Origin of the sequence: Nonomuraea sp. NPDC050540 (assembly GCF_044457485.1) — a bacterium.
Lineage (GTDB): Bacteria > Actinomycetota > Actinomycetes > Streptosporangiales > Streptosporangiaceae > Nonomuraea.
On sequence record NZ_JBITHA010000003.1, the window covers coordinates 611930 to 626107 of the forward strand.

The 14178-nt window shown below is 71.8% G+C and carries 13 protein-coding genes and 1 pseudogene; all 14 read left to right on the forward strand.

The features are described from left to right. Positions 1–71: 71 nt before the first annotated feature. The 14 genes and pseudogenes from ACIBI5_RS13155 (at position 72) to ACIBI5_RS13220 (ending at position 14115) form a co-directional block, all read left to right on the forward strand. Complete coding sequence (locus ACIBI5_RS13155; protein ID WP_379624081.1) at positions 72–587, forward strand: CD225/dispanin family protein; 516 nt, start codon at positions 72–74, stop codon at positions 585–587. 17 nt (positions 588–604) lie between these two features. Then, positions 605–1054, forward strand: coding sequence for a DUF2752 domain-containing protein (locus tag ACIBI5_RS13160; RefSeq protein ID WP_184960825.1), 450 nt, complete (start codon positions 605–607; stop codon positions 1052–1054). Between the two features lie 121 nt (positions 1055–1175). Beyond that, the gene (gene trpC, locus ACIBI5_RS13165) at positions 1176–1994 is read left to right on the forward strand and encodes an indole-3-glycerol phosphate synthase TrpC (protein ID WP_397246299.1); all 819 of its coding nucleotides are present in this window, start codon (positions 1176–1178) and stop codon (positions 1992–1994) included. Between the two features lie 38 nt (positions 1995–2032). After that, on the forward strand, positions 2033–3238 hold the full coding sequence (trpB, locus tag ACIBI5_RS13170) for a tryptophan synthase subunit beta (RefSeq protein ID WP_397246787.1): 1206 nt from the start codon (positions 2033–2035) through the stop codon (positions 3236–3238). Positions 3239–3249: 11 nt separating this feature from the next. After that, positions 3250–4050, forward strand: coding sequence for a tryptophan synthase subunit alpha (gene trpA, locus ACIBI5_RS13175; RefSeq protein WP_397246301.1), 801 nt, complete (start codon positions 3250–3252; stop codon positions 4048–4050). A gap of 341 nt (positions 4051–4391) precedes the next feature. Continuing rightward, a pseudogene (locus ACIBI5_RS13180) lies at positions 4392–4814 on the forward strand (hypothetical protein); the annotation flags it as partial. A 23-nt stretch (positions 4815–4837) separates the two neighbouring features. Next, a complete protein-coding gene (locus tag ACIBI5_RS13185; protein ID WP_397246304.1) occupies positions 4838–5437 on the forward strand; it encodes a helix-turn-helix transcriptional regulator in 600 nt (199 codons plus the stop codon). A gap of 54 nt (positions 5438–5491) precedes the next feature. Continuing rightward, on the forward strand, positions 5492–9349 hold the full coding sequence (locus ACIBI5_RS13190; RefSeq protein ID WP_397246306.1) for an endo-alpha-N-acetylgalactosaminidase family protein: 3858 nt from the start codon (positions 5492–5494) through the stop codon (positions 9347–9349). 82 nt (positions 9350–9431) lie between these two features. Then, positions 9432–9962, forward strand: coding sequence for a MauE/DoxX family redox-associated membrane protein (locus ACIBI5_RS13195; RefSeq protein ID WP_397246308.1), 531 nt, complete (start codon positions 9432–9434; stop codon positions 9960–9962). Beyond that, positions 9962–10714 (forward strand): thioredoxin domain-containing protein, encoded by a 753-nt coding sequence (locus tag ACIBI5_RS13200; protein ID WP_397246310.1) that lies wholly within the window; start codon positions 9962–9964, stop codon positions 10712–10714. The genes ACIBI5_RS13195 and ACIBI5_RS13200 overlap by 1 nt, the downstream gene beginning before the upstream one ends. A 27-nt stretch (positions 10715–10741) precedes the next feature. Further along, entirely contained in the window at positions 10742–11974 is a 1233-nt protein-coding gene (gene lgt, locus ACIBI5_RS13205) for a prolipoprotein diacylglyceryl transferase (RefSeq protein WP_397246312.1), read from the forward strand. Further along, on the forward strand, positions 11971–12675 hold the full coding sequence (locus ACIBI5_RS13210; protein WP_397246314.1) for a VIT1/CCC1 transporter family protein: 705 nt from the start codon (positions 11971–11973) through the stop codon (positions 12673–12675). Before lgt ends, ACIBI5_RS13210 begins: the two co-directional genes overlap by 4 nt. After that, the gene (locus ACIBI5_RS13215) at positions 12672–13493 is read left to right on the forward strand and encodes a hypothetical protein (RefSeq protein ID WP_397246317.1); all 822 of its coding nucleotides are present in this window, start codon (positions 12672–12674) and stop codon (positions 13491–13493) included. The genes ACIBI5_RS13210 and ACIBI5_RS13215 overlap by 4 nt, the downstream gene beginning before the upstream one ends. A gap of 25 nt (positions 13494–13518) precedes the next feature. Then, positions 13519–14115, forward strand: coding sequence for a hypothetical protein (locus tag ACIBI5_RS13220; protein WP_397246320.1), 597 nt, complete (start codon positions 13519–13521; stop codon positions 14113–14115). The last annotated feature ends 63 nt before the right edge of the window (positions 14116–14178 follow it).

Sequence of the window (14178 nt, forward strand, 5' to 3'; positions counted from 1 at the left end):
TGTGGGGCGTGGTAGGTCGCTATGCTGCGGCGGGCAACTCGCCACAAGCACCACACGAGGAGTCTCCAGTCATGAGCTACGGAAACCAGGGCGGCAGCGGCGGTTACGGTGCCCAGCCCCCCGGTGGGGGATACGGCCAGCAGCCGCCGAGCGGCGGCGGCTATGGCCAGCAGCCTCCCGGCGGAGGCTACGGCGCGCAGCCTCCGAGCGGCGGGGGCTACGGCGAGCAGCCTCCCGGGGGCGGCGGTTACGGTCAGCAACCCCCGAGCGGCGGCGGCTACGGCCAGCCCGGCGGCTACGGGGGCGGGCAGACGCCGCCGGACAACCACCTGGTGGCGGCGATCCTGACCACGATCTTCTGCTGCCTTCCTCTGGGCATCGTCTCGATCGTGAAGTCGTCGCAGGTCAACTCCAAGTGGCAGGCGGGTGACTACCAGGGCGCGATGCTGGCCTCCGAGGAGGCGAAGACCTGGTGGAAGCGCTCGCTGATCGGCGGCATCATCTACTACGTGCTGCTCATCATCGGCCTGATCATCTACTTCGTGATCATCGCGGCCGCCGTGTCCAGCAGCTACTCGTCGTACTAAAGGCGATACTTGACCTCATGAGCGTTGCGAACCTCGAGCGGCGGGCCGCGGACCGGTGGAAGGCCGTGCTCCCGCCGCTCGGCGTCGCCGCGGGCACGGCGGCGGTCTTCGCCTTCGTCGGCGCGGTCGACCCGAACGAGCCGGGGCACTATCCGACGTGCCCGTTCCTGTGGCTGACCGAGCAGGCGTTCGGCACGGGGCTGTTCTGTCCCGGCTGCGGGACACTGCGGACCATCCACGCGCTGGCCCACCTCGACCCGGTGGCCGCGCTGGGGCTCAACCCGCTCGCCGTCGCGGTCGTGCCGTTCCTGTTGTTCTGGTGGGGCCGGTGGCTGGTGCGGTCGTGGAAGGGGTCACCCCGGCGGACGACCCTCGCCCATCCGGGCTACATCTGGGCCTTCCTCGCGGTCGTGATCGTCTATTGGGTCGTGCGAAATCTTCCGTTTGGGGCTTTTTTGGCTCCGTAGGCGGGCCCCGATGGTGAGGTGAGCGCGACCGGGCCGATACCATCGCAAGTGCAGGCCGGGAGCGGACGCGAAGCGAACTCTCAGCCGCCCCCAACACTGCCGACCGGAGGGACCCCAGCGCGTGAGTGTGCTCGACGACATCCTCGACGGGGTGCGAGCGGACCTGGCCACACGACAGCAGGCCGTGTCGCTTGACGAGCTCAAGGAACGGGCAGGGCGGGCTCCCACCCCCAGAGACGCCTATGCGGCACTCGGCGGCGACAGGGTGTCGGTGATCGCCGAGGTCAAGCGGTCAAGCCCGTCCAAGGGCGCGCTGGCCGCGATCGCCGACCCGGCCGCGCTCGCCGCCGACTACGAAGCGGGCGGCGCGCACGTCATCAGCGTGCTGACCGAACAGCGCCGCTTCGGCGGCAGCCTCGACGACCTGGCCGCCGTGCGCGCCCGGGTCGACATCCCGATCCTGCGCAAAGACTTCATCCTCACCGCGTACCAGTTGTGGGAGGCCAGGGCCTACGGCGCCGACCTGGCGCTGCTCATGGTCGTCTCCCTGGAGCAGGAGGCGCTGGTGTCGCTGATCGAGCGGGCCGACTCGATCGGGCTCGCGCCGCTGGTCGAGGTCCACACCGTGGAGGAGACCGAGCGCGCGATCGCGGCCGGGGCCAGGATCATCGGGATCAACGCCCGCGACCTGAAGACGCTGGAGGTCGACCGCGACGTCTTCAGCAAGATCGCACCGATGATCCCCGACGACATCATCAAGATCGCCGAATCCGGGGTGCGCGGCCCGCACGACCTGCTCGCCTACGCGCGCGGCGGCGCCGATGCCGTCCTCGTGGGTGAGAGCCTGGTCACCGGCAAGGACCCGCGCAAGGCCGTGGAGGCGCTCGTGACCGCCGGCGCCCACCCCGCGACGCGCCCCGACCACGGATCAGAGGGATAGCAGTGGCACAAGACGGCTCCATCCTCACGGCCGCCGACCTGGCCGGCAACGGCGCCTACGGCGACGACCCCGACGTGCACGGCAAGTTCGGCATCTTCGGCGGCCGCTACGTGCCCGAGGCGCTCATCCCGGCGCTCGACGAGGTGGCCTCGGTCTACGAGACGGCCAAGAACGACGTGGGGTTCCTGCGCGAGTTCGACCACCTGCTGCGCACGTACGCGGGCCGGCCCACCACGCTGACCGAGGTCCCGCGCTTCGGCGAGCAGGCCGGCGGCGCCCGGATCGTCCTCAAGCGCGAGGACCTGACCCACACCGGCGCCCACAAGATCAACAACGTGCTGGGCCAGGCGCTGCTCACCAAGCGCCTGGGCAAGAAGCGGGTCATCGCCGAGACCGGAGCGGGCCAGCACGGCGTCGCCACCGCCACCGCCGCGGCCCTGCTCGGCCTGGAGTGCGTCATCTACATGGGCGCCGTCGACTGCGAGCGCCAGGCACTCAACGTGGCCAGGATGAAGCTGCTCGGCGCCACCGTGGTCCCGGTGACCAACGGCTCGCAGACGCTGAAGGACGCCATCAACGAGGCCTTCCGCGACTGGGTCACGAACGTCGACACCACCCACTACCTCTTCGGCACCGTCGCGGGCCCGCACCCCTTCCCCGAGATCGTGCGCGACTTCGCCCGCATCATCGGCGTGGAGGCGCGCCGCCAGATGCTGGAGCTGACCGGCGCCCTGCCGGACGCCGTCTGCGCCGCCGTCGGCGGCGGCAGCAACGCCATCGGCATCTTCCACGCCTTCATCGGCGACAAGGACGTCGCGCTCCACGGTTACGAGGCGGGCGGCCACGGCCTGGCCAGCGGCGAGCACGCGCTCACCCTGACCGCCGGCTCGGTCGGCGTCCTGCACGGCTCGCGCACCTACGTGCTGCAGGACGACGAGGGTCAGACGATCGAGTCCCACTCGATCTCCGCCGGTCTCGACTACCCGGGCGTCGGCCCGGAGCACGCCTGGCTGAAGGACAGCGGCCGCGCCACCTACCACGGCATCACCGACGCCGAGGCCATGGAGGCGTTCTCGCTGCTGGCCAGGACCGAGGGCATCATCCCGGCGATCGAGTCCTCCCACGCGCTCGCCGGAGCGCTCAAGCTCGGCCGTGAGCTGGGCCCGGAGGCGACCATCCTGGTCAACCTCTCCGGGCGCGGCGACAAGGACATGGGCACCGCCATGAAGTACTTCAACCTCTAGGGTTCACGATCATGACCACTCTTCAGACGGTGTTCGCCAAGGCCAAGGCGGACAACCGGGCGGCGCTCGTCGGCTATCTGCCCGCGGGGTTCCCGTCCAAGGACGGCGCCATCGCCGCCGCCGCGGCCCTGGTCGAGGCGGGCTGCGACGTCATCGAGATCGGCCTGCCGTACTCCGACCCGCTCATGGACGGTCCCACCATCCAGGACGCGGTGCACCGCTCGCTGACCAACGGCACCCGCATCGCCGACGTGTTCCGCACGGTCGAGGGGGTGGCCGCCACCGGCGCCGCCACGCTCGTCATGACCTACTGGAACCCGATCGACCGCTACGGCGCCGAGCGTTTCGCCCGCGACCTGGCCAGTGCGGGCGGGGTGGGCACGATCACGCCCGACCTCACGCCCGAGGAGTCCGGGCCGTGGCGCACCGCCTCGGCGGAGGCGGGCATCGACACCGTCTTCCTGGTGGCGCCCAGTTCCACGGAGGAGCGCATCAAGGCCGTGGTCGAGTGCTGCACCGGCTTCGTCTACGCCGCCTCGCTCATGGGCGTCACAGGGGCCCGCGAGAGCGTGAACGTGGCCGCGGAAGGCCTGGTCGAGCGCACCCGCGCGCACACCGACCTGCCCGTCTGCGTGGGCCTGGGCGTCGGCACCGGCGCGCAGGCGGCCGAGGTGGCCTCCTACGCCGACGGCGTCATCGTCGGCTCCGCCTTCATCCGCCGCCTGCTCGACGCGCCCGACGAGGCCGCGGGCCGCGCCGCCTGCGCCGAGCTGGCGCGCGACATGGCCGCGGGGGTCCGCTCCCACGCCTGATCTCCGGTACGGCGAAGCGCGGCCACCCAGGGTTTCCGGGGGCCGCGCTTTCGTTTGTGCGTGCTTTCACCGGGGCCAGGGCGCAAAAGTGCAACAAGGCACATGGTTTGTCCATAGAAGCGGTCCGGTGATCGCGCCAGGGTGGCGGCACGGACCCTTCGCACGAAAGGACGCACATGCGCCGTCGATCCGCCGCGTTAGCCGGGCTCCTCGCGCTCGCCGCCCTCACCGCCACCCCCACGCACTCCTCCGCGGAGACCGCCACGCCACGAGGCTCGGAGACGGCCGAGCTGCGAGAGCTCCCACCCGCGGTTCCGGCCGCCTCGTCCGAGGCCGCCGGGATGCGGGACCCCTCCCCCGCCGGCGCACCACCGGACGTCCGCCTGCCACCCGCCACCCCGGCCGTCACCACGCCGCCCGCGACCTCGTCGACGTCTGAGGCGCCGTCCAGCCCCGTGGTGCCGTCAGCGGCCGTCGCGGACCCGGTGACGATCTCCTCGCGGGAACTGTCCGTCTCCCTGGACCCGGCCTTCCCCCGGGTGCTCGGCTACACCGATCGGGCCGGCGGGGCCACCCTGGGCGGCAGCACCACCGCCCCGGTCGTGGTCCTGAACGGCACGCCGTACCCGGTGACGGGGACGCTCACCGGCACGGACGGGAAGTCCGCCCGCTACCGGCTGACCTTCGCCGCGCTGGGCGGTGTGGCGCTGGAGGCGTCGGTGGGGGTGCGGGGCCGGACCACGACGTTCAGGATCGACAAGGTGACCGACACGGCCGCGCGCCCGCCGTGCTCTGGCTGCGTCCCGGCGTCCGGCACCACTACGCGCCGCACGCGCCCGGCTGGACCGAGTGGTTCGTCGACTTCACCGGCTCAGCGGTGGCCACCTACACCGAGCTGGGGTTCCTGGGCGACGGGCGGCCGGTGACGCCGCTGACCACGTCAGAGCCGGCCGCCCGCGCCATCGGGCGCATCGTCCAGGCGTGCCGGCGCGGCAGCCCGTACCTGGAGGTGGAGACGTCGGCGGTCGTTCACGAGGTGCTGGTGGCGCTGCGGCACGCCCGCGTGGGCGAGGGGCCGGACGGCGTGCTGGAGACGCTCGCGAGGGACGCCTGCCTGCCGATCCCGGTGGCCGAGCACGCCAGGCGGCTGGGGCTGCCGCTGGCCGAGCTGCGGCGGCGGGTGCGGCGGCTGACCGGGTGCAGTCCGAAGGACTACGTGCTGACGGTCCGGCTCAACCAGGCCAAGGATCTGCTGGCCGGGACCGATCTGCCGGTGGCGGCGGTCGCGCGGCGGGTGGGGTATGACGATCCGGCGTACTTCACGCGGTTGTTCACCCGCCGGACGGGGATGCCGCCGGGTGAATTTCGCGCCCAACGTTTCGGGTAAGTCAGGATTTTTTGTCAAATAAGAGGACAATGGGGGTCCCAGGAGGAGGATCCCTTGCGTCGCTGGTTATCAGGGCCGCTCGCCGCCGTGCTGTCCCTCGCCATGGCCGCCCCGGCCCACTCCGCTCCGCCCGAGCCGCCCACGACCCCGCTCACCCCGGCCCCCGCATCGCCGTCCGCCATGCCGCGCTATGAGCCGCCCTCGCCGGAGGAGCCCGCGACCGGCGCGCCGCGACCGGGCGTTCAGCACATCCCGCCCAGCCCCGCACAGGTCGCACGGCCTCTGACGCTCACCTCCGGCGAGCTCGCCGTCGAGGTCGATCCGGGCTTTCCGCGCGTGCTCGGCTATACCGACCGCGCGAGCGGGGCACGACTGGGCGGCAGTACGGCGGTGCCCGCCGTCGTCCTGAACGGCCGGCCGTACCCGGTCACGGCGGCCCTCACCGGCACGGACGGGAAGTCCGCCCGCTACCGGCTGACCTTCGCCGGCCTGGGCGGCGTCGAGCTCGACGCGGCGATCAGCGTGAGAGGGCGCGTGGCGACCTTCGCCGTCGAGGCCGTGCGCGACACCCCGGCCTTCCGCGTGGGCACGATCGACCTGCCCGGCCACGACCTGGTGTCGGTGGGCGGCGACCAGGCGGGGGCGGCGACGGCGTTCACCCGGCTGGATCCGAACTCGACGCGGACGGCGGACGTGTTCGCCAAGGTCACGGCGCAGACGGCGGCCGAGGCGGAGCCGGTCGGGGCGACCTACGGGATCGTCAGCACCGACCGGCTGGCCGCCGCCGTCGAGACCAACTCCGTCCACGACCAGCCCGCCGGCGCCACCGACAAGGACGCCGCACGCCTGTGGCACCAGGCGCGCAGGGGCGCCGACGGTGTGGTCAGGGTGGGTGTGTGGAGCGGGCAGTGGACTTACCGGGCGGCGGGCGCGCCGTTCACGGAGGAGCTGCCGTGGGCGAAGGTGGTCGTGATGCCTGACGCCAACGGTGACGGCACGCTCGACTGGCAGGACGGCGCGATCGCCTTCCGCGACATCGCCGTCACCCCGCCCGGCGCGGACGAGACGAGCGGGCGCGTGGTGACGCACATCCCGTTCAACTTCAGCAGCCAGGCGACGCACCCGTTCCTACGCACGCTGGACGACGTCAAACGCATCGCCCTGGCCACCGACGGGCTGGGCCAGCTCGCCCTCCTGAAGGGCTACCAGTCGGAGGGCCACGACTCGGCGCACCCGGACTACGGCGGCAACTACAACACCCGCGCCGGCGGCCTCAAGGACCTCAACACCCTGCTGAAGTCCGGCAGGCGCTGGAACGCCGGCTTCGGCGTGCATGTCAACGCCACCGAGTCCTACCCGGAGGCGAAGACGTTCAGCGAGACCCTGGTGGACAAGAACGTCAAAGGCTGGAACTGGCTCGACCAGTCCTACCGCATCGACCAGCGCCGCGACCTGACCGCGGGAACCCTCGCCGAGCGCTTCCTGCGGCTGCGCGAGGAGACCGACCGCAACCTGTCGGTCCTGTACGTGGACGTCTTCCGCCCGTTCGGCTGGGTCGCCGACCGTACGCTGGCCGAACTGCGCCGCCAGGGCTGGCAGGTGACCACGGAGTGGTCGGACAAGCTGGAACGCTCGTCCCTGTGGGCCCACTGGGCCAACGACCTCAACTACGGTGGCGTCACCAACAAGGGCCTGAACTCCCAGATCATCCGCTTCATCCGCAACCATCAGAAGGACGTCTGGAACGCCCACCCCATCCTCGGCAACGCCCGCATCGTCGAGTTCGAGGGTTGGACGGCCGAGAACAACTGGAACGCCTTCTACCGCAACATCTGGGAGCACAACCTGCCGGTCAAGTTCCTGCAGCGGCAGCCGATCACGAAGTGGGCGGACGGGGAGATCCTCTTCGAGAACGGCGTGCGCGGCACCTTCACCGGCGGCAGGCGCGCACTGTTCGTCAAAGACCGCAAGGTCCTCGACGGAACCGCCTACCTGCTGCCGTGGGAGGGCAGGTCCTACCACTACAACCCGGCGGGCGGACCGACCACCTGGGCGGCCGACCGGCCGATGAAGATCTACCGGCTCACCCCGCGGGGCCGGGTCGCCGAGGGCACGCTCACCCCGTCCGGCGGCCGGATCACGATCACCGCCGAGCCCGGCGTGCCGTACGTGCTCTACCCCGGCGATCCGCCCCGGCGGCCCGAGCCCGGGTGGGGCGAGGGCAGCGGCCTGCGCGACCCGGGCTTCAACGGCGAGCGCGCCTGGACCACGACCGGCCCGGTGAGCCTGCGCGTCAACGACCTCGGCCAGCGCCACGCCCACCTCGGCGGCGGCGCGCCGGCCGCGCTGGAGCAGCGCGTCACCGGCCTGCGCCCCGGCCGCCGCTACGCCGCCGAGGCGTTCGTGGAGATCGAGCCGGGCCGCACCCGCGCCGTCACCCTGGAGATCGGCGGGCAGCAGGTCCGGCTGGACAGGTCCACGGCCAAGAACCACATCGCCTCCGACGAGAAGCACGACACCTACTTCCAGCGCGTCCGCGTGCGCTTCACCGCCCCCGCCGGTCCCGTCAAGCTGAGGATCGCGGCGGCGGACGCGGAGGGGGCCGTGCGGGTGGACGACGCCCGTGTGGTCGCGACCACGGGTCAGGACGGCTTCGAGGCGCCGGAGGCGGGCTGGGGGCCGTTCGTCAAGGGCGACGCGGGCGGCTCCTTCGACGCCCGCACCCACCTGGCGCAGCGGCGCGAGCCGTACACGCAGAAGGGGTGGAACGGCAAGGCGGTCGACGACGTGCTGGCCGGAGACTGGTCACTGAAGGTCCACGAGGAACGGCAGGGCCTGGTCTACCGGACGGTCCCCCAGACCGCCCGGTTCGTGAACGGCCACGCCTACGAGGTCTCCTTCGCCTACCAGAACGCCCTGGCCGACGCCTATACCTGGGTGACCGGCTACGACAAGGGCGGCAGAAGCGTCGAGACCCGGCGCACCCCGATCCCCGAGCGGCGCTCCACCACCCGCTTCACCGAACGGGTCGTGGCAGGGTGCGGCGACGCCTGGGTGGGCCTGCGCTCGCTGCGCGCCGAGCAGCCGGGCGCCGACTTCATCCTCGACGACTTCGCCGTCAAGGACCTCGGACCCGTCGCCGAGCCCGCCGCCTGCGCCACGCTGGAGGTCAGGCCGGCCCACCCGCACGTGGAGCAGGGCGTCGCCAACGAGGTCACCACCGTCTTCACCAACCTGGAGGACGCGGCCGCCCGCGGCGCCGAGATACACCTCACCGCGCCGCCCGGCTGGAGAGTCGAAGGGGAGGGGCGCGGCGACGTCGAGCCGGGCGCGGCGCTCACCACTGTGTGGAAGGTCACCCCGCCCGCCGACGCCGCCCACGACGGTTACGAGCTGAAGGCGACCGCCGCGTACGCGGGCAAGAGCGTGGCCGGCCTCGCGCTCGTCAGGACGCTCCCGCCGCCGCCCACGGCCGACGCCTACGCCGGTGACCTGGAGTGGGTGTCGGCCGACAACGGCTGGGGGCCGGTGGAGCGGGACCAGTCCAACGGCGACAGGGCCCAGGGCGACGGCTCGCCGCTCACCGTCGGCGGCCGGGTCTTCGCCAAGGGCCTCGGGACGCACGCGCCCGCGAAGATCCGCTACTACCTGGGCGGACGGTGCGCCGCTTTCACCGCCGTCGTCGGCGTAGACGACTCGCAGGCCGCGCCGCGCGGCTCGGTGAGCTACACCGTGCTGGCCGACGGGGTGGTCAAGGCCGGGACTCCGGTCCTGCGCGGGGCCGATCCGGCCCACGAGCTGAGCGCCGACGTGCGCGGCGCGCGGTTCGTGGAACTCGTCGCCGGCGACGGCGGCGACGGGGCCGGCAACGACCACGCGGACTGGGGCGATGCCCTGTTCCGGTGCGGATGAGGAAGGATTTTGCCTTAGCCGACGCTTATCCAGCCCGTGATCGGATGTCCTGCGAGTACTGTGCGCTGTCGCAGGCGAAGACATGAAGGAGATCACCGTGGCCGCGTCGTCATCGTCACGCAACGTCAGATCGGCGATACCCTGGGTCACGACCGTCGCCCGGTTGGTCCTGGGCGTGGTGCTGATCGTGGCCGGGGGGCTGAAGATCGGCAACCCGTCCGACTCGGTGGTGGCGGTCAAGGCGTACCAGCTGCTGCCCGAGTCGCTGGCCACCATCGTGGGCTACGCGCTGCCGATCATGGAGATCATCATCGGCATCCTGCTCGTGATCGGCCTGATGACCAGGGTGGTGGCGGTCGTCGGGGCATTGCTGATGCTCGCCTTCGTCTTCGGCATCGCCTGGGCGTGGGCGAAGGGCTACAAGATCGATTGCGGCTGCTTCGGGGGTGGCGGCGAGCTCAAGAAGGGCCAGGAGCCGACGTACCTGATCGACATCCTGCGGGATTTCGGGCTGGTGGTGCTCGGCGTCTGGGCCGCGCGATTCCCGCCGGGGCGTTTCGCCCTCGACGGGGCCCTCGGACTGCACACGGTGGATGACAAGGAGAACGACTGATGGGCAAGGGCGACCGCGAGAAGTCGGCGCGCGACAGGATCAAGGAGCAGCAGGCCGCCGATCGCAAGCGGGAGCAGCGCCGGCGGATCATCACCTACACCACGGCGGGCGTCGTGGCGGTGGCCGCGCTGGGGGCGGGGATCCTCTGGAACATGAACCGCTCCAAGTCGGAGGAGGCGGGCGCCAACCTCGCGCCGATCACCGTCGCGGCCGACGCGGGCGTCACGATGGGCAACGCCGGGGTCGACAAGCCGGTGATCGACATCTACGAGGACTTCCAGTGCCCGGCCTGCAAGGAACTGGAGCGGGTCAGCGGGTCCACGTTCAAGAACCTCGCCGCCGAGGGTAAGGCCAAGGTGGTCTACCACCCCATCACGATCTTCAGCGAGGAGCCGACGCGCGGCAACTCCATCCGCGCCGGGGCCGCGGCCCGCTGCGTGAAGGACGGCAAGCAGTGGATGGCCTTCCACGACACCCTCTTCGAGAAGCAGCCGAGCGAGACCGTCGAGGGCTTCAAGATCGACCAGCTCGTCGGGTGGGGCAAGGACGTCGGCATCACCGAGGCCGGCTTCGAGCAGTGCGTGACCAAGCAGCAGTACGCCGGTGTCCAGCAGAGCTACAGCGACAAGGTCAACAAGGAGCAAAACCTGACCGGCACGCCCACGGTCAAGCTCAACGGCGTCGAGATGGACAACGAGGTCCTCTTCCGCCCGTCGGAGCTGCGCGAGGCCGTCCTCAACGCAGCCAAGTAGCCCGCCGGTCCGCTACCCTCACCTGACATGCCCCTTGTTGCCTCGATTCCCAGCCCTCCCCAAGGGGTCTGGTATCTCGGCCCGATTCCGATCCGGGCCTACGCACTCTGCATCGTGCTCGGCGTCATCATCGCCGTCTGGATGAGCGAGCGCCGCTGGCGCGCCCGTGGCGGCGCGCCCGGCACCATGATCGATATCGCCGTGCCCGCGGTGATCTTCGGTCTCATCGGTGGCCGGCTCTACCACGTCATCACCGACTGGCAGCTCTACTTCGGCCCCGAAGCCCCCAACGAGCCGTATGAGGCCCTGTTCATCTGGAACGGCGGGCTGGGGATCTGGGGCGCGGTCGCGCTGGGCGCCGTCGGCGTCTGGCTGACCTGCCGCAAACGCGGCATCTCACTGTCGGCCGTGGCCGACACGGTCGCGCCGGGCATCGCCATCGGCCAGGCGATCGGCCGCTGGGGCAACTGGTTCAACCAGGAGCTCTACGGCGGGCCGACCGATCTCCCGTGGGGGCTGGAGATCGACATCAACAAGGACGGCACGGTCGACGGGCTCTACCACCCGACGTTCCTGTACGAGTCCATCTGGAACCTCGTGCTCGCCTTCGTGCTCATCTGGGCGGGCAAACGCTTCACCCTGCGGCACGGGCGGCTGTTCGCGCTCTACGTGGCCGGTTACACCCTCGGGCGCTTCTGGATCGAGGGGCTGCGCATCGACCCCGTCGGCGGCGTGGACCACGCGGTGACGTTCCTGAGCCTGCGCATCAACCAGTGGACCGCGATCGTGCTGTTCGTCGCGGCGCTCGCCTTCTTCTTCGCGACGCGCGGCAAGGACACCGTGGAGTACGTGCTGCCGCGCGACGGCTCGGGGCCGCCGGGTGAGGGCGCGTCGGCCGACCCGGCGCACGCGGCCGACCAGGCCGACGAGGCCGACACCGTCCGGGACGCGGACACCGCGGAGAAGCCGGCGGACGGCGAACCCGCCAAGGCGGACGCCTCCGCCACCGGCGACGGACCCGCCGCCGACACCGCTTCCGACGAGCCCGGGAAGCCCGCCGAGACCGCGAAGACCGACGAGGTACCCGTCGCGAAGACGGACGAGGCCGAGGCGCCCGTCGCGAAGACCGGCGAGCCGGTCAAGGACGAGCCGGTCAAGGACGAAGCCGCCCAGAACGACGCCAAGGATGACGGCGTCAAGGACGACGGCGTCAAGGACGACGCGGGAGCCGTACGGGAAGAGGAAAAGAACCCGCGATGAACGATCGCGCGGAGCAGCACCACCAGCATCGCGATGTCACCGGCGGCTGGCTTCGGCCGTCGGTGTTCGGGGCGATGGACGGGCTGGTGTCGAACTTCGCGCTCATCGCCGGTGTCGCGGGCGGTACCGACGACACCAGGGTCATCGCCCTGGCCGGGGTCGCGGGCCTGGCGGCCGGGGCGTTCTCGATGGCCGGCGGCGAGTACGTGTCGGTGGCCAGCCAACGCGAGCTGGCCCTCGCCGAGATCGCCGTCGAGCGGCGCGAGCTCGACCGCCACCCCGCCGCCGAGCAGCAGGAACTCGCCGACGACTTCGTCTCCAAGGGCGTCGCGCCCGGCCTGGCCGCCGAAGTGGCCAGGCAGATCTCGGCCAACCCCGAGCGCGCCCTGGAAGTGCACGCCCAGAACGAGCTGGGCATCGGGCCCAAGGACCTGCCCTCACCGAAGGTGGCGGCGCTGTCGTCGTTCGCCTCGTTCTCGGTGGGGGCGGTGCTGCCGCTGCTGCCGTACCTGCTCGGGGTGACCAGCCTGACGCTGTCGGCGCTCCTGTCCTGTGCGGCGCTGTTCGGGGCGGGCGCGCTCGTCTCGGCCGTGACCGCCCGCAGCTGGTGGTACTCGGGTCTGCGCCAGCTCGTCGTGGGCGCGGTGGCGGCGGGACTGACCTTCGCGCTCGGCAACCTGATCGGAGGAACGGGGCTGTGAGGAGCAGCAGCAGGAAGCGGCGGCGTACCCGTACTCCGTCGTCGGACTGGCAGTTTCCGCTGCTCAGCGACATGGGCCTGCGGCCCGAGCAGCAGCGCCTGCTCGTGATCATCGGCTCGGCGCTCGGCGTCGTGGTCCTGGCGGTGGGGCTGGTGGCCGTCATCGGCTCGATGGGCACCGGCTACCTGCCCGACCGCGCGGCCACCGCCGCGGCCGGCGGGCCCGGCACCGCCCGGCCGGACTCCTTCCACGGCTGGAGCTCGCCCAAGCTGTTCGAGCCGATCGGCGAGCGGGCCAAGGACGCCAAGCCGCTGACCGAGAAGGAACTGTTCGCCGGGAAGACGCTGGCCGACGAGAAGAAGCTCACGCTCAAGCTGGTCGCGCACGAGCTGGGCGCCGACTGCGCGGCCGTGCTGTGGGGCCCCGCACTGGTCGAGAAGGCCGCCGACGGCGAGTGCACGCAGGCCGCCCGCGCCCTCTACACCAGCTCCGACGGCCGCTACGTCGCCCAGTACACCCTGCTCAACCTGCGCGACGCCAAGGCCGCCGACGAACTGGTCGCCGAGCTCAAGGCGGGCTACCGGGGCGGCTGGACGCACGCCCTGCAGAGCGAGAAGGCCTCCTTCCCCGGCGGCGGCTACACCGAGGGCGGCGCCTACGCGCTCGGCCACTACCTCGGCGTGGTCTGGATCGGCCGCGCCGACGGCGCCGAACCGACGCCCAAGGACGACTTCGTCTCGGCCACCCTCACCCTGCGCGGAGCGGAGAAGGCCGTCTACCGCCGCGTCGTCGCGATCACCGGGCAGCAGCCCTCGTGACCCACCGTCCCGCCGGAGCCCGCCGATGATTCCCGCTCGCGTGGCGGTGCCCGTGGCCGTGCTGATCGTGCTCGCCGCCGCCCTGGCCGCCTGGTTCCTCACCCGTGGCGGTCCGGTCCGGCCCGCGACCTTCCGCGGCGAGCCCACCTCGGCCATGTACGCCGCCATCGACTCCCGCCAGAGCGACGCCGCCCCGCTCACCACCGAGGAGGTCTTCCCCCCGGCCACCGCGAAGCTGGGTGAGCTGACCAGGGGCGCGGCCGAGCAGCTCGACGACTGCGCCGACGCCCTGGCCGGGCCCGAGGCCGCCGGCTGCTCGCAGGCCCTGCGCGCCACCTACACCGGCCCGGCGGTCAACGGCCAGTTCGTCATCTTCAACCTGCCCGACGGCCGCGCCGCCGACGCCCTGGTCTCGGCGCTGGGCAAGGAGGGCTTCCTGGAGCAGGCGGTCGCCTTCGACACCGCCCGCAGCTGGGCGCAGGCGCGGGCGCTGGGCCACTACGTGACCGTCAGCTGGGTGGGCCCGGCCGCCGAGGGAGCCAGGGTGGACCTCACCCAGTCACAGGTGGCCCTGGACACCCTCGCGCGCGTCGTGCAGTCCAGGGTCCTCAAGGCCATCTGACCCGGCGCGCCTGGCGGCCACCGCGCCCGGCAGGGCCCGCAGGCGGTGGAGCGTGCGCCGGCG

What these genes read in the sequence shown, in the direction of transcription:
- ACIBI5_RS13195 (WP_397246308.1), top strand. Translation starts at nt 9,432, where the DNA reads ATGAAGGAGATCACCGTGGCCGCGTCGTCATCGTCACGCAACGTCAGA.
- ACIBI5_RS13155 (WP_379624081.1), top strand. Translation starts at nt 72, where the DNA reads ATGAGCTACGGAAACCAGGGCGGCAGCGGCGGTTACGGTGCCCAGCCC.
- ACIBI5_RS13220 (WP_397246320.1), top strand. Translation starts at nt 13,519, where the DNA reads ATGATTCCCGCTCGCGTGGCGGTGCCCGTGGCCGTGCTGATCGTGCTC.
- ACIBI5_RS13210 (WP_397246314.1), top strand. Translation starts at nt 11,971, where the DNA reads ATGAACGATCGCGCGGAGCAGCACCACCAGCATCGCGATGTCACCGGC.
- trpA (WP_397246301.1), top strand. Translation starts at nt 3,250, where the DNA reads ATGACCACTCTTCAGACGGTGTTCGCCAAGGCCAAGGCGGACAACCGG.
- ACIBI5_RS13200 (WP_397246310.1), top strand. Translation starts at nt 9,962, where the DNA reads ATGGGCAAGGGCGACCGCGAGAAGTCGGCGCGCGACAGGATCAAGGAG.
- ACIBI5_RS13160 (WP_184960825.1), top strand. Translation starts at nt 605, where the DNA reads ATGAGCGTTGCGAACCTCGAGCGGCGGGCCGCGGACCGGTGGAAGGCC.
- lgt (WP_397246312.1), top strand. Translation starts at nt 10,742, where the DNA reads ATGCCCCTTGTTGCCTCGATTCCCAGCCCTCCCCAAGGGGTCTGGTAT.